This window comes from Sphingomonas sp. TF3, from assembly GCF_003985085.1.
Classification (GTDB): domain Bacteria; phylum Pseudomonadota; class Alphaproteobacteria; order Sphingomonadales; family Sphingomonadaceae; genus Sphingomonas.
Genome location: NZ_RWKS01000003.1, coordinates 125250 through 142583, shown reverse-complemented (window position 1 = coordinate 142583; position 17334 = coordinate 125250). Strand labels below are relative to the sequence as shown.

At 65.1% G+C, this 17334-nt stretch carries 20 protein-coding genes; 15 read left to right on the top strand and 5 right to left on the bottom strand.

Features of this window, described 5'->3' with window-relative positions; genetic code table 11:
• Nucleotides 1-8: 8 nt before the first annotated feature.
• From EJC47_RS03480 to EJC47_RS20960, 3 genes are read right to left on the bottom strand one after another with little or no spacing between them, the layout of a single operon-like run.
• Entirely contained in the window at nucleotides 9-911 is a 903-nt protein-coding gene (locus tag EJC47_RS03480) for a transposase (RefSeq protein WP_126845504.1), read from the bottom strand.
• On the bottom strand, nucleotides 911-1819 hold the full coding sequence (locus EJC47_RS03475) for a hypothetical protein (protein WP_126845503.1): 909 nt from the start codon (nucleotides 1817-1819) through the stop codon (nucleotides 911-913). The genes EJC47_RS03480 and EJC47_RS03475 overlap by 1 nt, the downstream gene beginning before the upstream one ends.
• Nucleotides 1812-1970, bottom strand: a complete 159-nt coding sequence (locus EJC47_RS20960; protein ID WP_156142986.1) for a hypothetical protein — start codon at nucleotides 1968-1970, stop codon at nucleotides 1812-1814. The genes EJC47_RS03475 and EJC47_RS20960 overlap by 8 nt, the downstream gene beginning before the upstream one ends.
• 184 nt (nucleotides 1971-2154) lie before the next feature.
• Between EJC47_RS20960 and EJC47_RS03470 the strand changes: the two genes are divergently transcribed.
• Nucleotides 2155-2604: a PaaI family thioesterase gene (locus tag EJC47_RS03470; protein WP_126845502.1), complete on the top strand. Its 450-nt coding sequence runs from the start codon at nucleotides 2155-2157 to the stop codon at nucleotides 2602-2604.
• The gene (locus EJC47_RS03465) at nucleotides 2604-2981 is read left to right on the top strand and encodes a PaaI family thioesterase (RefSeq protein ID WP_033964441.1); all 378 of its coding nucleotides are present in this window, start codon (nucleotides 2604-2606) and stop codon (nucleotides 2979-2981) included. The genes EJC47_RS03470 and EJC47_RS03465 overlap by 1 nt, the downstream gene beginning before the upstream one ends.
• A gap of 17 nt (nucleotides 2982-2998) precedes the next feature.
• Here EJC47_RS03465 and EJC47_RS03460 read toward each other — a convergent pair whose 3' ends face one another.
• On the bottom strand, nucleotides 2999-4240 hold the full coding sequence (locus tag EJC47_RS03460) for a PQQ-dependent sugar dehydrogenase (protein WP_126845501.1): 1242 nt from the start codon (nucleotides 4238-4240) through the stop codon (nucleotides 2999-3001).
• Between the two features lie 180 nt (nucleotides 4241-4420).
• On the opposite strand from EJC47_RS03460, the gene rimP reads away from it, so the two are divergent.
• The 3 genes from rimP to EJC47_RS03445 are packed head-to-tail and all read left to right on the top strand — an operon-like array spanning nucleotide 4421 to nucleotide 6845.
• Nucleotides 4421-5005, top strand: a complete 585-nt coding sequence (gene rimP / locus EJC47_RS03455; RefSeq protein ID WP_260591461.1) for a ribosome maturation protein RimP — start codon at nucleotides 4421-4423, stop codon at nucleotides 5003-5005.
• Nucleotides 5005-6615: a transcription termination factor NusA gene (gene nusA / locus EJC47_RS03450; protein WP_033964442.1), complete on the top strand. Its 1611-nt coding sequence runs from the start codon at nucleotides 5005-5007 to the stop codon at nucleotides 6613-6615. Before rimP ends, nusA begins: the two co-directional genes overlap by 1 nt.
• Nucleotides 6615-6845: a tautomerase family protein gene (locus EJC47_RS03445; protein WP_033964443.1), complete on the top strand. Its 231-nt coding sequence runs from the start codon at nucleotides 6615-6617 to the stop codon at nucleotides 6843-6845. The genes nusA and EJC47_RS03445 overlap by 1 nt, the downstream gene beginning before the upstream one ends.
• A 130-nt stretch (nucleotides 6846-6975) precedes the next feature.
• Here EJC47_RS03445 and EJC47_RS03440 read toward each other — a convergent pair whose 3' ends face one another.
• The gene (locus EJC47_RS03440; RefSeq protein WP_126845499.1) at nucleotides 6976-7287 is read right to left on the bottom strand and encodes a GIY-YIG nuclease family protein; all 312 of its coding nucleotides are present in this window, start codon (nucleotides 7285-7287) and stop codon (nucleotides 6976-6978) included.
• 125 nt (nucleotides 7288-7412) lie between these two features.
• On the opposite strand from EJC47_RS03440, the gene EJC47_RS03435 reads away from it, so the two are divergent.
• The 10 genes from EJC47_RS03435 (at nucleotide 7413) to pnp (ending at nucleotide 17280) form a co-directional block, all read left to right on the top strand.
• On the top strand, nucleotides 7413-8159 hold the full coding sequence (locus tag EJC47_RS03435; protein WP_126845498.1) for a DUF448 domain-containing protein: 747 nt from the start codon (nucleotides 7413-7415) through the stop codon (nucleotides 8157-8159).
• A complete protein-coding gene (gene infB, locus EJC47_RS03430; protein WP_126845497.1) occupies nucleotides 8156-10942 on the top strand; it encodes a translation initiation factor IF-2 in 2787 nt (928 codons plus the stop codon). Before EJC47_RS03435 ends, infB begins: the two co-directional genes overlap by 4 nt.
• 137 nt (nucleotides 10943-11079) lie before the next feature.
• Nucleotides 11080-11475 (top strand): 30S ribosome-binding factor RbfA, encoded by a 396-nt coding sequence (gene rbfA / locus EJC47_RS03425; protein WP_126845496.1) that lies wholly within the window; start codon nucleotides 11080-11082, stop codon nucleotides 11473-11475.
• The gene (locus EJC47_RS03420; protein WP_312845331.1) at nucleotides 11366-11788 is read left to right on the top strand and encodes an AbrB/MazE/SpoVT family DNA-binding domain-containing protein; all 423 of its coding nucleotides are present in this window, start codon (nucleotides 11366-11368) and stop codon (nucleotides 11786-11788) included. Before rbfA ends, EJC47_RS03420 begins: the two co-directional genes overlap by 110 nt.
• Nucleotides 11770-12174 (top strand): type II toxin-antitoxin system VapC family toxin, encoded by a 405-nt coding sequence (locus EJC47_RS03415; RefSeq protein ID WP_312845333.1) that lies wholly within the window; start codon nucleotides 11770-11772, stop codon nucleotides 12172-12174. Before EJC47_RS03420 ends, EJC47_RS03415 begins: the two co-directional genes overlap by 19 nt.
• Entirely contained in the window at nucleotides 12174-12752 is a 579-nt protein-coding gene (locus tag EJC47_RS03410; protein WP_033966353.1) for a thymidine kinase, read from the top strand. The genes EJC47_RS03415 and EJC47_RS03410 overlap by 1 nt, the downstream gene beginning before the upstream one ends.
• Before the next feature lie 16 nt (nucleotides 12753-12768).
• Nucleotides 12769-13473, top strand: a complete 705-nt coding sequence (locus EJC47_RS03405; protein ID WP_126845494.1) for a site-2 protease family protein — start codon at nucleotides 12769-12771, stop codon at nucleotides 13471-13473.
• Nucleotides 13470-14453: a tRNA pseudouridine(55) synthase TruB gene (gene truB / locus EJC47_RS03400; RefSeq protein ID WP_126845493.1), complete on the top strand. Its 984-nt coding sequence runs from the start codon at nucleotides 13470-13472 to the stop codon at nucleotides 14451-14453. Before EJC47_RS03405 ends, truB begins: the two co-directional genes overlap by 4 nt.
• Nucleotides 14454-14472: 19 nt before the next feature.
• Complete coding sequence (gene rpsO / locus EJC47_RS03395) at nucleotides 14473-14742, top strand: 30S ribosomal protein S15 (protein ID WP_010406799.1); 270 nt, start codon at nucleotides 14473-14475, stop codon at nucleotides 14740-14742.
• Nucleotides 14743-14916: 174 nt separating this feature from the next.
• Nucleotides 14917-17280: a polyribonucleotide nucleotidyltransferase gene (gene pnp / locus EJC47_RS03390; RefSeq protein WP_126845492.1), complete on the top strand. Its 2364-nt coding sequence runs from the start codon at nucleotides 14917-14919 to the stop codon at nucleotides 17278-17280.
• Nucleotides 17281-17334: the final 54 nt, after the last annotated feature.

Here is a 17334-nt window from a genome sequence, read left to right as displayed (position 1 = left end):
GCTGTGCTTTAAATCCGTTTTGGACCCAAAAGGGCTTGCCGAGCATAGCCCGCGACATAGCCATCGGGATCGCCCAGACCGCGTGCGAGCACTGCGCGCCGCTCCGCCTCCCCGGCGTGGCGCGAAGCCAGCGCCCGCAGCGCCGTCACGCGCATGCGGGGAGCCGGGTGACGCGTCGCCAATTCATCAGCGAGCGCCACCCCATGCTCGCCCGCAAAATGCACCGCGAGCGCGACCAACGCCTCGGAAGGGGCCGTGGTCAGCCCCTCGGCAATCGTGCCTCCCGTCACGTCGAAGCGGAATTGGTCGCACCATGGTTGAGCGCGGTCGTAAGCAAGGATATTGAGCGACACCGACAAGCTGTCGGGCGGCAATTGCCGGTGTACGTCGCGCCGCGCGCGATACAGCAACACCTTGCCCGGTTCGAGCCGCGATCGCTCGACAAATCGCAGGCCCGCGACTTCGCCGGGCAAGCCGGTCACGGCATCGACGTCATAATCGTAATAATCGCTCCAATAGCCCGGCCCCTGATAGCCGACGGTCAGGAACGAGAAATTATGGTCGTGCGGCAGATCGTAGAAGAACGGCGCGGTGCCGCTCGCGCGCACAACCGCATCGTTGCGGGCCGGCCAGAAATTGGCACGCAACACATAACGGCCATTGGCCGGCCGCAACAGGAACACCTGCGCGCCATAGGAATTGCCGTTCGACTGCCCCGAACAGCGGTCCTCCAGTTCCGCAATCACGAGATCGGCCAGGAAGTCGCGGTTGCGCCCGAGCCGCGCCAAAAGCGGCCCCAGAGCTGCAAGCGAATCCTCGTCGCGGGCATCGAACGGTGTCTCATCGAGCGTCGCGACCAGATCGTCGAGGCCGATCGCGTCGCCGTCACCGGGATCGAGCAAGCGCGGCATCAGGCAGCGATTCGCTCTTCAACCAGCGCCAATGTCGCGGTCGCCGCCGCGCGCACCTCGGCATTGGGGTCCGCCTCCGCCATTTCCCGCAGGCGTGGCAACGCCGCGCGCGTGTCGATCGCCAGCCACTCGCGCATCGCGCCCCACCGCAGGAAGAAGGCGGGGTCGCGTGTCGCGGCGGCGAAGCGCTCTTGCGCTCCAGGGCGTTGCGCCAGGCGGAGATAGGCGAGCAACATCTGCGTGCGCGCGGCCCGATCGTCATTGGTCGCTACGCGCACCAAGGCACCCGTCTCGATCGCATATTCGCGTGCGTAAGGGGCCGTTTCAGTCCGGATCGTTGCGTTGAGCGTCACCACATCGCTCCGCGCGCCGTCGATCAAATGGCCGCGCGTGCGTCCGTCCAGACGCACCACCGCGCCATCGCGCAGCACAAGATCTGGGGCGGCGCTGCACGGTCGCGCCGTCGCCGCCGAGAAATCCGGGCCCATCGGCTCGGCATCCCACAACCGCAACCGTGCCTCTCCGGCACGGACATACCGCATCAAGGTCAGGCGTCCCGGCACCACCACCGTTTGCGGCGGAGGCAAAACCGCCAACGCGTCCGCCGACAGCACCGTCGCTGCAATGGAGACGACCGGGTTTTCGTACACCACGGTCCCGATCCGCAGGCCATCGCGCGCGACGCGAAAGGGAGGCTCGAACCATGGATCGTCGCTCAAAGCAGCGACAAGCGGCGCGATCAGCGCACCGACCCAGCCCGTATCGGCCAGCACCGCGACCACCGCATCCTCCACCGCCGGGACAGAGAATGCTGCCTCCAGCGCACGATACGGCTCGCTCGCCCGAAAACGGGCGGCGGCGGCAAAAGACCGTGCCGCCGCCGCATCGAGCGCGCTGCGCTCAACCATTCGGGTAAATTTCATAGATCAGGATCGCGACACCTATGATGTAGTCAAACACATCATCGCCAACCAATTCGAGGGTGCGGATCGCTCCGCTGGTGCCGATCTGCGTTCCAAGATCTACGATCTGGTTGATGTCGAGGTTAAAGATATCCATCGCGCGCCTCCCTTTTGTCCATCAACAATGCGCCGGATCGACCGGCCATCCGATGCTAAGCGCGCAGAGGCACAGTCGAGGAGTTAATTCGGTGTAATATCGCGGGGTGACCGCCCCCACACTCTTTCGGCGCGTCCACCAACGCGCTTGCGCCGGTGCTGCATTGCAGTACATCGCGAGCACAATGACGCCCGAGACCTTGCCGCCTTTCGATCCTCAGCGCTTCATCCGCCATGGCGTGGGCGGGCATGGCGGCTTGCTGAAGCTCAGCTATCACGCGCACGGCCCCGATTGGGTAGAGTTGAAGCTCCCCTATCAAGCTGCGCTGATCGGCGACCCCGACCGCGGCGTGCTCGCCTCCGGCCCGATCCTGACGATGATGGACATGGCGACCAGCCTGGCGGTGTGGACCCGGCTCGGGCGCTTCCGGCCGCATGCGACGCTCGATCTGCGGATCGATTATCTGCGCCCCGCGACACCGGGCAAAGCGGTGGTCGGGCATGGCGAATGCTACCGCATCACCCGCTCGATCTCATTCGTGCGCGGGCAGGCGCATGATGGCGATCCGACCGATCCGCTGGCCCATGTCGCTGGCACCTTCATGTTCACCGACGCCCCGGCGGAGCGCGCGTGATGTTGCCGCCCTATGCCGAACTGCTCGGTATCACGCTTGCCGATGCAGCGGATCCGACCCTGTTGCTGATGCCCAGCGCCGACACGCTGCTTGGGCGGCCGGGCTATTTGCACGGCGGTGCAATTGGCGGATTGCTCGAGATGGCAGCGATCGTCGCCTTGCGGTGTGCGTTGGCGGAGGATGGCGGCGGCCAGATCAAGCCGATCAACGTGACCGTCGATTATATGCGCGGTGGCCGCGAAAAGCCGACCTTCGCCCGGGGATCCGTCACCCGACTCGGCGGCCGCGTCGCCAATGTCGAGGCGACCGCCTGGCAGGACGACGCGGACAAACCGATCGCCGCCGCGCGCATGAACTATCTGATCGTACGCGCCTAAACGACCTCGACGCGGGGTTACCCCTTCGGCGTCAGCCGCACCAAGGCGCCGTCATCCTCCAGCAGCCAGATCGCGCCATCGGGGGCCTGGGCGACGTCACGGATGCGCGCGCCCATCGCCCATTGCTCCTCGGCCTTGGCGGTGTCGCCAGACACCGAGACGCGGATCAGCGCCTCACCCGACAACGCCCCGATCAGCAGATTGCCGCGATAGTGCGGAAACATCGTGCCCGAATAGACGATCATCCCGCCCGGCGAGATTGACGGATTCCACCACAATTTGGGTGCCTCGAGATCGGGTCGGCTGGGATGATCCGGGATCATCTTGCCGCTATAATTGTCGCCGTTCGAAACGATCGGCCAACCATAATTGCGCCCCGGCAGGATCAAATTGAGCTCGTCTCCGCCCTTCGGCCCCATCTCCTCTTCCCACAAATGCCCGTCGGCGGTGAACACCATGCCGTAAGGGTTGCGGTGGCCGGTGCTCCACGTTTCGGCGCGCGCGCCGCCCGCTTTGTAATCCGGATTGCCCGGCCACGCCTTGCCATCGAGCGTCAGGCGGAGAATTTTGCCAAGCCGCTGCTCGGGGTCCTGAGCGGGGGTAAAGCGCTGACGCTCGCCCGACGACAAATAGAGCGACTGGCCGTCGGGCGCGAACAGGATATTGGCACCGAACTGCCCACCAACCCCGTCCGAACCCGCGCGCCACAGCACCTGCACATTGACCAAGGCGGTCCCGCTGAACTGTCCGCGTGCCAGCGCCAGGCTGCTCCCGCCGGTGCGCGGTTCGGAATAGCTGATATAGACCAGCTTGCTCGTCGCGAAATCGGGCGCGAGCGCGATATCGAGCAGCCCGCCCTGCCCCTCGTTCAGCACCTTCGGCACGCCGCCGATGTCGGCGACCGTGCCGTCCGGGTGCCGCCATTTGATCTTGCCGGCCTTCTCGGTCACCAGCGCCGATCCGTCGGGCAGGATCGCAATCGCGAACGGGTCGGCGAACTGGCCGATCTTCTGTATCGCGAAGGGCGGCGTAGTCGCGGCGAGATTGGCGCGGCCGGTGGTCGCCGGAACGTTGGGAACCGTCGCATCGGGCGCATTGTCAGGAAGCGTGGTCACCGGCGGCGCGCTGGGCGAGGGCGTTGGGGTTGCCGGATCGCCCGGTGACGCCACCGGCGGCGTGGTGCTGCTCTGCTGCGGCTGGGCCGAACAGGCAGTCGTGGCGACGAAGGCGATAACGAGCGGCAGACGCGACGACAGCATGAACACTCTCCGGTTTTTCAAAAGCACTACCGTCGTCCCCCCTGAGTTGTTCCGCCACGCAACGGCGTGACATGCAGGATGGCTTGCCAGCGCCGCTCTACGCGCTTATACGACGCATATTCTCTACATCGCCAGGTGAAGAGGCTGGAGCCACCCGGTTCCGGCAGCGAAGACCTTTGCATGGGACATATCTTGGCCGACACGCCCGACCTGACTGCGTTGATCGCCCCCGAAGCCGCAGCACTCGGCTTCGATCTCGTGCGCGTGAAGCTGTTCGGCGGCAAGGGCGACCTGACCCTGCAAGTGATGGCCGAACGCCCCGATACGCGCCAGCTCACGATCGAGGATTGTGCCGATTTGTCGCGCCGTATCTCGGACGTGCTCGACGCGCTGGAGGCCGAGGGTCGCGATCCGATCACCGAGGAATATCGCCTCGAAGTGTCGTCGCCCGGCATCGACCGCCCGCTCACCCGGCTGAAGGATTTCGCCGACTGGACCGGGCATGAGGCGCGGATCGTGCTGGCTGCTCCTATTGAAGGGCGCAAGGTGCTGACCGGGCTGCTCAAGGGCGTCACCGACGACCGCATCACCATTTACGTGCAGAAGCATGGCGAGATGGAGATTACCTTCGCGCAGGTCGGCACCGCCAAATTGTTGCTGACCGACGCGCTGATCGCCGCCACCCGGCCGCTGTCGCTCGACGGCGCAGACGAGATTGAAGACGAACTGGTGCCCGAAGGCACTGAAGACGAAGGACTGAACTGATGGCCACCGCCGTTACCGCCAACCGCGCCGAGCTGATCGCCATTGCGAATGCCGTCGCGACCGAGAAGATGATCGACAAGGGCATCGTCATCGAGGCGATGGAAGACGCGATCCAGCGCGCCGCCCGCGCGCGCTACGGTGCCGAGAACGACATTCGTGCAAAGCTCGACCCCGTCACCGGCGACCTGCGCTTGTGGCGCGTCGTCGAAGTGGTCGAGGCGGTCGACGATTACTTCAAGCAGGTGAACCTGAAGGAAGCGCAGAAGCTCCAGAAGGGCGCAGTCGTCGGCGATTATATCGTCGACCCGCTGCCTCCGATCGAATTCGGCCGCATCGCCGCGCAGGCCGCCAAGCAGGTGATCTTCCAAAAGGTCCGCGACGCGGAGCGCGAGCGCCAGTTCGAAGAATTCAAGGACCGCATGGGTGAGATCATCACCGGCGTGGTCAAGCGCGTCGAGTTCGGCCATGTCGTCGTCGATCTGGGCCGCGCGGAAGGCGTCATCCGCCGCGATCAGCAAATTCCGCGCGAAGTGGTGCGCGTCAACGACCGCATCCGCTCGCTGATCCTCAACGTCCGTCGGGAAAACCGGGGCCCGCAGATTTTCCTCAGCCGCGCCCATCCCGACTTCATGAAGAAGCTGTTCGCGCAGGAAGTGCCCGAAATTTACGACGGCATCATCGAGATCAAGGCTGCGGCCCGCGATCCGGGTTCGCGCGCGAAGATCGGCGTGATCAGCCATGATTCGTCGATCGATCCGGTCGGCGCGTGCGTCGGCATGAAGGGTAGCCGCGTGCAGGCGGTGGTGCAGGAAATGCAAGGCGAGAAGATCGACATCATCCCGTGGTCGCCCGACACCGCGACCTTCGTCGTCAATGCGCTGCAGCCGGCATCGGTCAGCCGCGTGGTGATCGACGAGGAAGAGGATCGTATCGAAGTCGTCGTCCCCGACGATCAGCTCAGCCTCGCCATCGGTCGTCGCGGCCAGAACGTGCGCCTCGCCAGCCAGCTGACCGGCAAGGCGATCGATATCCTGACCGAGGCCGATGCCAGCGAGAAGCGCCAGAAGGAATTCGCCGAGCGCACCGAGATGTTCCAGACCGAACTGGACGTTGACGAGACGCTGGCACAGCTGCTGGTAGCCGAGGGCTTTGGCGCGCTGGAAGAAGTCGCTTATGTCGAAGTCGACGAAATCGCCTCGATCGAAGGCTTTGACGACGATCTCGCCGCCGAATTGCAGAGCCGCGCGTCCGAAGCGCTCGAACGCCGCGAAGCCGCCAATCGCGAGGAGCGCCGCGCGCTCGGCGTCGAGGACGATCTCGCCGCACTGCCGCACCTCAACGAAGCGATGCTGGTCACGCTCGGCAAGGCCGGGATCAAGACGCTCGACGATCTCGCCGATCTGGCGACCGACGAGCTGATCCAGAAGAAGCGCCAGGAACAGCGCCGCCGCGCCGAGGATGCGCCCAAGCGCGCCGAGGACAAGGGCGGGGTGCTCGGCGAATATGGCCTGAGCGAAGCCCAGGGCAATGAGATCATCATGGCCGCGCGCGCGCACTGGTTCACCGATGAGGAAACCACCGACGCAAGCACGGAGGCGAGCGAAGCCTGATGCCGTTCGTCAGCATCCGCCTTGCCGGCACGGCGACCAAGGACCAGAAGTCCGCCATCGTCGCCGATGTCACCCAGTCGCTGGTACAGCGGCTGGGGAAGAACCCGGCTGCGGTGCAGATCGTGATCGAGGAAGTGAGCCCGGAAAATTACGGGGCGGGCGGGCAATTGATCGCCGACCGTGATGCGCCCAAACCGCAGGAGGACGCTCATGCGGAATCCTCGCAATGACACGCTAGCGGTCAGCCAGAACCGTCGTCACCCCGGCCCTGTGCCGGGGTCCACCGGGCCTCACAGTCTGCGGGCCGTGGGACGCGCTACGCTGTGGACCCCGGCACAAGGCCGGGGTGACGGACTAGCTTTATCCGAGCGGCGGCAAACCCAAAGCGACGGCCAAATCGTCCCAATGAGGGTTATCGCGTTCGATCAGGTTCTTCTTAAAGTCGCGCGGCCATTTCTTGATGCGCTTTTCTGTCACGATGGCGGACTCCATCGTGTCGGCCACGTCAAACCAGACGAGGCGCTTGATCTGGTAGCGCTTCGTGAACCCGTCAAAGGTGCCGGTGCGGTGCTGCAGGATGCGACCGATCAGATTGGACGTCACCCCGACATAGAGACGAGCGTTGAAACCGCTCGCCAGGATATAGACGCACGGTTCGCGCTCTCTGGGCATCCTTCCCTCCGTCACCCCGGGCTCGTCCCGGGGTCCACCGTGCCGTTTAGCTATCGGTCGCGGAATGTGCGCAACGGTGGACCCCGGCACAAGGCCGGGGTGACGGTTGTAAGGGGTGTCGCCGCATGACCTCCGAATCTGACGATCCCACCGGGGCCATCCGCCGCTGCATCCTGCTCGGTGAGCGTGCACCGCGCGAGGCGCTGGTGCGGCTCGCATTGTCGCCCGACGGGCATGTGTTGCCCGACGTGCGTGCCAAGGCACCCGGACGCGGCGCGTGGATAGGTGTGACGCGGGCCGAGTTGGAAACCGCGATCACCAAGGGCAAGCTGAAGGCCGCACTCGCGCGAGCATTCAAGACCGGCCCGGTGCTGATCCCCGACGATTTGCCCGCGATGATCGCCACCGCGCTCGAGCGCGCGACGCTCGACCGGCTTGGCCTCGAGGCGCGCACCGGAAATTTGGTGACGGGTGCGGAAAAGATCGAAACCGCAGCGCGTTCGGGCAAGTTGCATCTGCTGCTGCACGCCAGCGACGCCGGTGCCGATGGCAACCGCAAACTCGACCAGGCCTGGCGCATCGGCAACGATGAAGAGGGCAGTTCGCTCAGGGGCTTGGCACTACCGGTCAGCCGCACCATATTGGCCGTGGCCCTGGGGCGGCAGAATGTGGTACATATCGGCCTAACGGAGCGCGATGCGGCGCGGCGGGTGAGCGAAACGCTCGACCGCTGGCTGCATTTTATCGGACCCCACCCCGCCCTCGTGCCTTGCGAAACACCGTCGCAGGGCGCATCGGCGCTTATATCCAACCCAGCGGGAAGTGGCGCTCCCGTTGCGGCTGACGAAGACACATGCGAGGAATTTGAGTGAGCGATACCGACAACGAAAAGCCGAAACTCGGAATGCGTCAGCCCTTGGGGCTCAAGCGCACGGTCGAGACCGGCAAGGTCAAGCAGAGCTTCAGCCACGGACGGTCGAACACCGTTGTGGTCGAGGTGAAGCGCCGTCGCGTGCTCGGCCCCGGCGGTGCGCCGGTCGAAGCCGCCGTTGTCGAGGATGCGGCTCCGGCCGTCGCCGCCCCGCCTGCCCCGCCCGCACCGCCGCCGCGCCCGGCCCCCGCGCCGGTTTCGCCGGGCAATTCCTTGCTGTCGCGCCAGGAACTGCAGGCCAAGCTGCTGCGCGAAGCCGACGAAGCGCGCATGAACGCGCTGGAAGAAACGCGCCGCCGCGAAGAGCGCGACCGTCTTGAGGCGCAAGCCGAAGAGCGCCGCCGTGCCGAGGAAAACCGCCGCGCAGGCGATGCGCCCGATAGCCCGGCTGCGCCCGATCCCACGCCGCAGCCCGCGCCCGAGCCGGTCGCCCCTGTGGCGGAAGCCCCGGCTCCGGCTGAGGCAGCGCCAGCGCCAGCCGCGCCGACACCTGCGCCCGTGGCAGCAGCACCCGCCCCAGCTCCGGTCGCAGCAACGCCTGCCCCGGTGGCCGCGCCAGCACCGGCCCCCGCGCCAGCCGCTCCCCCGCGTCCGCTCGGCTTGCTGCTCGATCCCTCGCTGCCGGCCCCGCGCCTGTTCACACCAGTGCCGCGCCCCGAGCGTCCGCGTCCGGCACCGCCGCCCCCGCCCGCACCGGCACCCGAGGCAGCCCCCGCGTCCACAACCAGCAGCGCGGCCGGTGCTGCCAAGCGCCCCGCCGTCGGCGTTGCTGCCCCGGCCAGCGAAGCACCGTCGCGTCCCGGCCAGCGCGACCGCAAGGGCGACGAGCGTCGCGGCGGCAAGCTGACCGTCAACCGTGCGCTCAACGATGGCGATGGTGCGCGTGCGCGCTCGCTCGCCGCGCTGAAGCGTGCGCGTGAGAAAGAAAACCGCCGAATGGGCGGCCCGCGTGAAGCGCAGGCCAAGCAGATCCGCGACGTCGTCGTGCCAGAAGCGATCACCGTTCAGGAGCTCGCCAACCGTATGGCGGAAAAGGGCGCGGATCTGGTCAAGACGCTGTTCAAGATGGGTATGCCCGTCACGATGACGCAGACGATCGACCAGGATACGGCCGAGCTGCTGGTGACCGAATTCGGCCACAACATCGTGCGCGTCAGCGATTCGGACGTCGATATCGCGGTCGAGACGGATACCGACCCCGAGGACACGCTGCGTCCGCGTCCGCCGGTCGTCACGATCATGGGCCATGTCGACCACGGCAAGACCTCGCTGCTCGACGCTTTGCGCGGCACCGATGTCGTGAAGGGCGAGGCCGGTGGCATCACCCAGCATATCGGTGCCTATCAGGTGACGTTGAAGGACAAGTCGAAGATCACCTTCCTCGACACGCCCGGCCACGAAGCCTTCACCGAAATGCGCCAGCGCGGTGCCAATGTGACCGACATCGTCGTGCTCGTGGTGGCAGCCGATGACAGCATCAAGCCGCAGACGGTGGAGGCGATCAACCACACCAAGGCGGCTGGCGTGCCGATGATCGTGGCGATCAACAAGGTCGACAAGCACGACGCCAATCCGCAAAAGGTGCGCGAAGCCCTGCTGCAGTACGAAGTCGTGGTCGAAGAAATGTCGGGCGACGTCCAGGATGTCGAAGTCTCGGCACTCAAGAAGACCGGGCTCGACGAACTGATCGAGAAGATCCAGCTCCAGGCCGAACTGCTCGAGTTGAAGGCGAACCCCGATCGCGCCGCCGAAGGCACCGTGATCGAGGCCAAGCTCGACAAGGGCCGTGGTCCGGTCGCGACGATCCTGGTCAACCGCGGCACTCTCAAGGTCGGTGACATCTTCGTCGTCGGTGCCGAGAGCGGCAAGGTACGCGCAATGACCAATGACAAGGGTCAGCAGATCAAGGAAGCCGGTCCGTCCATGCCGGTCGAGGTGCTCGGTCTCTCGGGCGTGCCGCGTGCGGGCGATCCGCTGTCGGTGGTCGAGAACGAAGCGCGTGCGCGCGAAGTCGCCGAATATCGCCAAGGCGTGATGACCAGCAAGCGCACCGGGGGTGGCCCGGCCAGCCTCGAATCGATGTTCAGCGCGCTCAAGGAAAAGCAGGCGATCGAATATCCTTTGGTGGTCAAGGCCGACACGCAAGGGTCGGTCGAGGCAATCGTGTCGTCGATCAACAAGATCTCGACCGATCTCATCAAGGCGCGCGTGCTGCATTCAGGCGTCGGCGGCATCACCGAGAGCGACGTGACGCTGGCGGGTGCCAGCGGCGCGCCGATCATCGGCTTCAACGTCCGCGCCAATGCCAAGGCGCGCGAAATCGCCGAACGCCAGAAGGTCGCGCTCAAATATTACGACGTGATCTATGACCTGATCGACGAGATCCGCGCCGGCATGGCGGGCGAGCTTGGCCCCGAGGCATTCGAAACGGTTGTCGGCCGCGCCGAAATCCGCGAGGTCTTCTCGGCTGGCAAGCATGGCAAGGCCGCCGGTCTGCTGGTCACCGAGGGCAATATCCGCAAGGCGCTCAAGGCGCGTATCACCCGCGCCGATGTCATCATCTACCAGGGCGAAATCGCCTCGCTGCGTCGCTTCAAGGACGACGTCGCCGAAGTGCGCGCTGGTTTGGAGTGCGGCGTGACCTTCACGTCGAACTTCGTCGACATCAAGCCCGGGGACTTCCTGGAGACGTTCGAAGTCGAACTGCGCGAACGGACGCTGTAAGTGCTTCTCCCTCTCCCCCCCGGGGAGAGGGTCGGGGAGAGGGGCAGTCACGCGGGCTGTCGCTCGGTTACTGCCCCTCTCCCGCGCATCGCTTCGCTCGCTTGCCCTCTCCCCGCAAGCGGGGAGAGGGAAATGTAATGCGCCCTACCGAAACGCCCGAAACCCGATCGGTCCGCCTGCTCCGCGTCGGCGAGCAGATGCGTCACACGCTGAGCGACATCCTCGCGCGCGGCGACGTGCATGACGACGTGCTCGCCAAGCACCCGGTGACGATCACCGAAGTGCGCATGTCCCCCGATTTGCGCCACGCGACCGTGTTCATGAAGCCCTTGCTCGGCAAGGATGAGGAAGCGGTGCTGAAAGCGCTGCGCACCAACACCGCCTATCTCCAGCGCGAGGTCGCTGCCCGCGTGCAGATGAAATATGCCGCCAAGCTCAAATTCCTCGCCGACGAGAGCTTCGACGAAGGCAGCCACATCGACAAATTGCTGCGCGACCCGAAGGTGGCGCGGGATTTGGGCGGCGAGGATTGACAGCCGCGCCGGTAAGACGCATCTTACCGCTATGAACACGCAAACGACTCTTTCGGGAAAAGGCCAAGTCGTCATCCCAAAGGACATGCGGGATGCACTCGGGCTTGTTCCTGGGCAAAAGCTTGACGTGGTGAGGGCAGGCAACGGCGTATTGCTTCGCCCGGTATTGCAGAAAAGCGGTCGCACGACGGAAGAGATTTTCGCGCATCTCCGCGAAATCGCGCCCAAATGGGAGGGGCCTCCGGTCTCGATCGAGGAGATGGACCGCGCCATCGATGCGATGTTCGCCGCACGATCCAAGGACGACATCTGACTGTCGCGGTCGATACGAACCTCGTCGTGCGCATTCTCGTCGACGACGATGCACGTCAGGTCGCGATGGCAAAGGCCGTGCTATCGCGAGATTTCGCGTTATTGCCAAGCGTATTGCTCGAAACCGAATGGGTGCTGCGGTCGAGTTACAAATGGCCGCGCGCCCGAATCGGAGAGGCGCTGGCGACGCTTATCGACCTGCCGACGTTGCGCGAGGCACCACCGGGTATCGGTTGGGTGATCGAGCGCTTCGCCAGCGGCGCAGACTTGGCCGATATGCTGCACCTCGCCGCCGCGGGCTCCGCCGAAGGCTTCGTCACGTTCGACCGCCGACTTGCCAAGGCTGCGGGCCAAGACACGCCCGTTCCCATCGAAACGCTTCCCTAATGGCCAAACTCTATTTCTACTACGCCTCGATGAACGCGGGCAAATCGACCAACCTGTTGCAGGCCGATTTCAACTATCGCGAACGCGGCATGCGCACCGTGCTGCTCACCGCCGCGATCGATGATCGCTTTGCGGCGGGGACGATCACCTCGCGCATCGGGCTTGCCGCCGATGCGATTGCGTTCGAGCGCGATACCGATCTGGTCGCCGTCGTCACCCGCGAAGGCGAAGCGCCGCCCGCCTGCGTGCTGGTCGATGAAGCGCAATTCCTCACCGCAGCCCAGGTCGACCAACTCGCCACGCTCGCGGATTTCCACGGCATTCCCGTACTGGCTTATGGCCTGCGTACCGATTTCCTCGGCAATTTGTTCGAGGGCTCGGCGCGTCTGCTGGCGATTGCGGATTCGCTGATCGAGATCAAATCGGTGTGCGCCTGCGGGCGCAAGGCGACGATGAACTTGCGTGTCGGCGCCGATGGCCGCGCGGTCGCGGCGGGCGCGCAGACCGAGATTGGCGGCAACGACCTGTACATTGCGCTATGCCGTCGCCATTTCAGCGAAGCGCTCGCCGCCGCCTGATTTCGAACGGACCCCCATGACCGACCCCAATTTGCCCTACACCATCGCGGTGTGGCTCATTCCCCTCGTCATCGCGATCGTGTTTCACGAAGTCGCGCATGGCTATGTCGCGCGCCTGTTCGGCGATCACACCGCCGAACGGCTCGGCCGCCTGACGCTCAATCCGCTGCGCCATGTCGACCCGGTCGGCACCGTGGTGCTGCCGATGGTGCTGGCGATCGCGCACGCGCCGATCTTCGGCTGGGCCAAGCCGGTGCCGGTCGATGCACGGCGGATGCGCAACCCGCGCCGCGACATGGTGCTGGTCGCGCTGGCAGGCCCGGCGACCAATTTCGTGCTGGCGACGCTGACGGCGCTGATGCTGGCAGGGCTGTTGTTCCTGCTGCACGGCGTTCCGGCCCCGGTGCCGCCCTTCACGCTTTCCCGCTTCGCAGTCGACACCCTCGGCAATTTCCTGCAGGTCAACGTCTTCCTCGGCATCTTCAACCTGATCCCGCTGCCGCCCTTCGATGGCGGGCATGTCGTGCAGGGCCTGCTGCCACGCGCCGCCGCGATCCACTATGCCAAGCTCGCGCGCTACGGCTTTCCGCTGCTGCTCGTGCTGTTGTTCGTCCTGCCGATGATCAGCCCGCAGGCCGACATCGTGCGCCGCTTCGTCGCACCGATCGCGGGTGCCGCCACCGACTTTTTCTTCGGCATCGCCAATCTGGGCGCGGCATGACCGGGCTGCATGGCTGGCTGATCCTCGACAAGCCTTTGGGGCTTGGGTCGACCCAGGGCGTCTCGGCGGTAAAGCGCGCGCTGCGTGCCGCCGGTTATGATGCAAGCAAGCGCGGCATCAAGGTCGGCCATGGCGGCACGCTGGATCCGCTGGCGACCGGCGTCCTGCCGATCGCTTTGGGCGAAGCGACCAAGCTCGCCGGACGGATGCTCGACAGCGACAAAGTGTATGACTTCACGATCGGGTTCGGCGTGGAGACCGACACGCTCGACCTCGAGGGCAAGGTGATTGCCGAGAGCGCGGTGCGCCCCACCCTCGCCCAGGTCGAAGCGGTGCTGCCGCGTTTCACCGGTCCGATCGAGCAGGTGCCGCCCGCTTATTCCGCCCTCAAGATCGATGGTGAGCGCGCTTACGATCTGGCGCGCGCGGGGGCGGAGGTGGTGCTGGCGGGACGGTCGATCATAATTCACAACCTCTCTGTCCGTCACCCCGGACCTGTTCCGGGGTCCACCCCGCAACAAGTAGCGACCTTGCAGGCTGAAGAGTGGACCCCGGAACACGTCCGGGGTGACGAAGTCGAGTCCATCACCCTCACCGCCCACGTTTCCAAGGGCACCTATATCCGCAGCCTCGCGCGGGACATCGCGCGGGCGCTCGGCACGGTTGGCCATGTCACCATGCTCCGCCGCATCAAGGCCGGGCCGTTCACGCTCGACCATGCAATATCGCTGGACAAACTGGCCGATTTCGGTAATGCGCGCACCCTTGAACACAATCTCCTGCCGTTGAGGGCGGGGCTGGACGACATCCCGGCTCTATCCCTCTCCCCCGATCAGGCAGGGCTGCTCCGACAGGGGCGGGTGTTGATCGGGATCGCCGCAGATGATGGCCACTACTTCGCGATGCTGGACGAAAGTCCGGTCGCTCTGGTGGAGGTTCAGGACCGCGAGGTCCGCGTCATTCGCGGTTTCAACCTGTGACGATGTCGAAGGAAAGAACATGACGATCACTGCAGAGCGCAAGAACGCGCTCGTCAAGGAACATGGCCGCGTCGAAGGCGACACCGGCAGCCCCGAAGTCCAGATCGCGATCCTCACCGAGCGTATTCGCAACCTGACCGAGCACTTCAAGGGCCACAAGAAGGACAATCACTCGCGGCGCGGCCTGCTGATGATGGTCAACAAGCGGCGCTCGCTGCTCGACTATCTCCGCCACAAGGACGGCGCGCGATATACCGACCTCATCGCCAAACTCGGGTTGCGCAAGTAACTCGACCAGTACGGAAACGGCGCCCTCGCGGCGCCGTTTTCATATGTCCCTCTTTCGCCATTCCGCACTCCGGCGGCATGGCAGGGGAGCCACGAAAGGCTCCAAACCGCGCGGACCGGCTAGTCCGCACAGTGGCCCCGTCGGCATCCGGCCGGCGGTGTTGAAGGAAAAAAGATGTTCGATACCAAGACCGTGACCACCCAATGGGGTGGCAAGACGCTGACGCTGGAAACCGGCCGCGTCGCGCGCCAGGCCAATGGTGCCGTTATGGCAACGCTCGGCGAAACCGTGGTGCTCTGCGCCGTGACCGCCGCCAAATCGGTGAAGGAAGGCCAGGATTTCTTCCCGCTGACCGTTCACTATCAGGAAAAATATTCGGCTGCCGGCCGCATCCCCGGTGGCTTCTTCAAGCGTGAGCGCGGCGCGACCGAAAAGGAAACGCTGGTCAGCCGCCTGATCGACCGCCCGATCCGCCCGTTGTTCCCCGAAGGGTTCTACAACGAGATCAACGTGATCTGTCAGGTGCTCAGCTATGATGGCGAAAACGAGCCCGATATCCTCGCAATGGTCGCCGCCTCGGCTGCGCTGACCATCTCGGGCGTGCCCTTCATGGGCCCGATCGGCGCAGCGCGCGTCGGCTATGTCGATGGCGAATATGTGCTCAACCCGACGCTCGACCAGGTCAAGGAAGGCGATCTCGATCTCGTCGTCGCCGCCACCGGCGACGCCGTGATGATGGTCGAATCCGAAGCCAAGGAGCTTTCGGAAGAGGTCATGCTCGGCGCCGTGCAGTTCGCGCACAAGGCGTGCCGCGAAGCCGTCAACCTCATCATCGATCTGGCCGAACAGGCTGCCAAGGATCCGTGGGAAATGGCCGCTCAGGCCGATCTCTCGGCTGCCAAGGACAAGCTCAAGAAGCTGATCGGCAAGGACATCGCCGCCGCCTATAAGGTGACCGACAAGTCCGAGCGTTCGAACCTGCTCAACGCCGCGCGCGCCAAGGCCAAGGAAGCCTTTGCCGATGCCGCCCCGCAGGACCAGATGGCCGCGCAGAAGCTCGTCAAGAAGCTCGAAGCCGAAATCGTCCGTGGCGCGATCCTGAAGGACGGCCAGCGCATCGATGGCCGCACCACCACGCAGATCCGTCCGATCGAGGCGATCGTCCACTTCCTGCCGCGCGCACACGGCTCGGCGCTGTTCACGCGTGGCGAGACGCAGTCGATCTGCACCACCACGCTCGGCACCAAGGACGCCGAGCAGATGATCGACGGCCTGACCGGCCTGTCCTACGAAAACTTCATGCTGCACTATAACTTCCCGCCCTACTCGGTCGGTGAAGTTGGCCGCTTCGGCGCGCCTGGCCGTCGTGAAGTCGGCCATGGCAAGCTCGCCTGGCGCGCGCTGCACCCGGTGCTGCCGTCGAAGGACGAATTCCCCTATACGATCCGCGTTCTGTCGGACATCACCGAGTCGAACGGCTCGTCGTCGATGGCGACGGTGTGCGGCGGTTCGCTGAGCATGATGGATGCTGGTGTGCCGCTGAAGCGGCCGGTTTCGGGCATCGCGATGGGCCTGATCCTGGAAGGCAAGAAGTTTGCCGTTCTCTCGGACATTCTCGGCGACGAGGATCATCTGGGCGACATGGACTTCAAGGTCGCAGGCACCGAAGCCGGCATCACCACGATGCAGATGGACATCAAGATCGCCGGCATCACCGAAGAGATCATGCGCAAGGCTTTGGAGCAGGCCAAGGAAGGCCGTGCGCATATCCTGGGTGAGATGAACAAGGCGCTCGCCTCGACCCGCACCGAGCTCTCGGCCCATGCCCCGCGCATCGAGACGCTGCAGATCGACAAGAGCAAGATCCGTGAAGTGATCGGCACCGGCGGCAAGGTGATCCGCGAGATCGTCGCGCAGACCGGCGCCAAGGTCGACATTGACGATGAGGGTCTGATCAAGATCAGCTCGTCCGACACCGCGCAGATCGAAGCCGCGATCAAGTGGATCAAGGGCATCGTCGAGGAAGCCGAAGTCGGCAAGATCTATGACGGCAAGGTCGTCAACCTGGTCGATTTCGGTGCGTTCGTGAACTTCATGGGTGGCAAGGACGGTCTCGTCCACGTGTCCGAAATCAAGAACGAGCGCGTCGAGAAGGTCTCGGACGTCCTGAGCGAAGGCCAGGAAGTCAAGGTCAAGGTCCTCGAGATCGATCCGCGCGGCAAGGTTCGCTTGTCGATGCGCGTCGTCGACCAGGAAACCGGTGCCGAGATCGAAGACACCCGCCCGGCCCGCGAGCCGCGCGAAGGTGGCGATCGCGGTCCGCGTGGTCCGCGTCGTGATGGTGACGGCGGCCGTGGCCCGCGTGGCGATGGCGGTGGTCGTGGTGATCGCGGTCCGCGCCGTGATGGCGACGGTGGCCGTGGCCCGCGTCGCGATGGCGGCGGCGAGCGCGCACCCCGTGCAGAGCGTTCGGGTGGCAATGACGACGGCCCCGCGCCCGAGTTCGCGCCGGCCTTCCTGACCGGTGACCGCGACTAAAATCTTCGGCACTTACGGAGAAAGAAGGGGCTCGGAGCAATCCGGGCCCCTTTT

Coding starts and splice junctions, on each gene's coding strand:
- EJC47_RS03480 (WP_126845504.1), bottom strand. CDS start 911: ATGCCGCGCTTGCTCGATCCCGGTGACGGCGACGCGATCGGCCTCGAC.
- EJC47_RS03475 (WP_126845503.1), bottom strand. CDS start 1,819: ATGGTTGAGCGCAGCGCGCTCGATGCGGCGGCGGCACGGTCTTTTGCC.
- EJC47_RS20960 (WP_156142986.1), bottom strand. CDS start 1,970: ATGGATATCTTTAACCTCGACATCAACCAGATCGTAGATCTTGGAACG.
- EJC47_RS03470 (WP_126845502.1), top strand. CDS start 2,155: ATGACGCCCGAGACCTTGCCGCCTTTCGATCCTCAGCGCTTCATCCGC.
- EJC47_RS03465 (WP_033964441.1), top strand. CDS start 2,604: ATGTTGCCGCCCTATGCCGAACTGCTCGGTATCACGCTTGCCGATGCA.
- EJC47_RS03460 (WP_126845501.1), bottom strand. CDS start 4,240: ATGCTGTCGTCGCGTCTGCCGCTCGTTATCGCCTTCGTCGCCACGACT.
- rimP (WP_260591461.1), top strand. CDS start 4,421: ATGGGACATATCTTGGCCGACACGCCCGACCTGACTGCGTTGATCGCC.
- nusA (WP_033964442.1), top strand. CDS start 5,005: ATGGCCACCGCCGTTACCGCCAACCGCGCCGAGCTGATCGCCATTGCG.
- EJC47_RS03445 (WP_033964443.1), top strand. CDS start 6,615: ATGCCGTTCGTCAGCATCCGCCTTGCCGGCACGGCGACCAAGGACCAG.
- EJC47_RS03440 (WP_126845499.1), bottom strand. CDS start 7,287: ATGCCCAGAGAGCGCGAACCGTGCGTCTATATCCTGGCGAGCGGTTTC.
- EJC47_RS03435 (WP_126845498.1), top strand. CDS start 7,413: ATGACCTCCGAATCTGACGATCCCACCGGGGCCATCCGCCGCTGCATC.
- rbfA (WP_126845496.1), top strand. CDS start 11,080: ATGCGCCCTACCGAAACGCCCGAAACCCGATCGGTCCGCCTGCTCCGC.
- EJC47_RS03420 (WP_312845331.1), top strand. CDS start 11,366: ATGCCGCCAAGCTCAAATTCCTCGCCGACGAGAGCTTCGACGAAGGCA.
- EJC47_RS03410 (WP_033966353.1), top strand. CDS start 12,174: ATGGCCAAACTCTATTTCTACTACGCCTCGATGAACGCGGGCAAATCG.
- EJC47_RS03405 (WP_126845494.1), top strand. CDS start 12,769: ATGACCGACCCCAATTTGCCCTACACCATCGCGGTGTGGCTCATTCCC.
- truB (WP_126845493.1), top strand. CDS start 13,470: ATGACCGGGCTGCATGGCTGGCTGATCCTCGACAAGCCTTTGGGGCTT.
- rpsO (WP_010406799.1), top strand. CDS start 14,473: ATGACGATCACTGCAGAGCGCAAGAACGCGCTCGTCAAGGAACATGGC.
- pnp (WP_126845492.1), top strand. CDS start 14,917: ATGTTCGATACCAAGACCGTGACCACCCAATGGGGTGGCAAGACGCTG.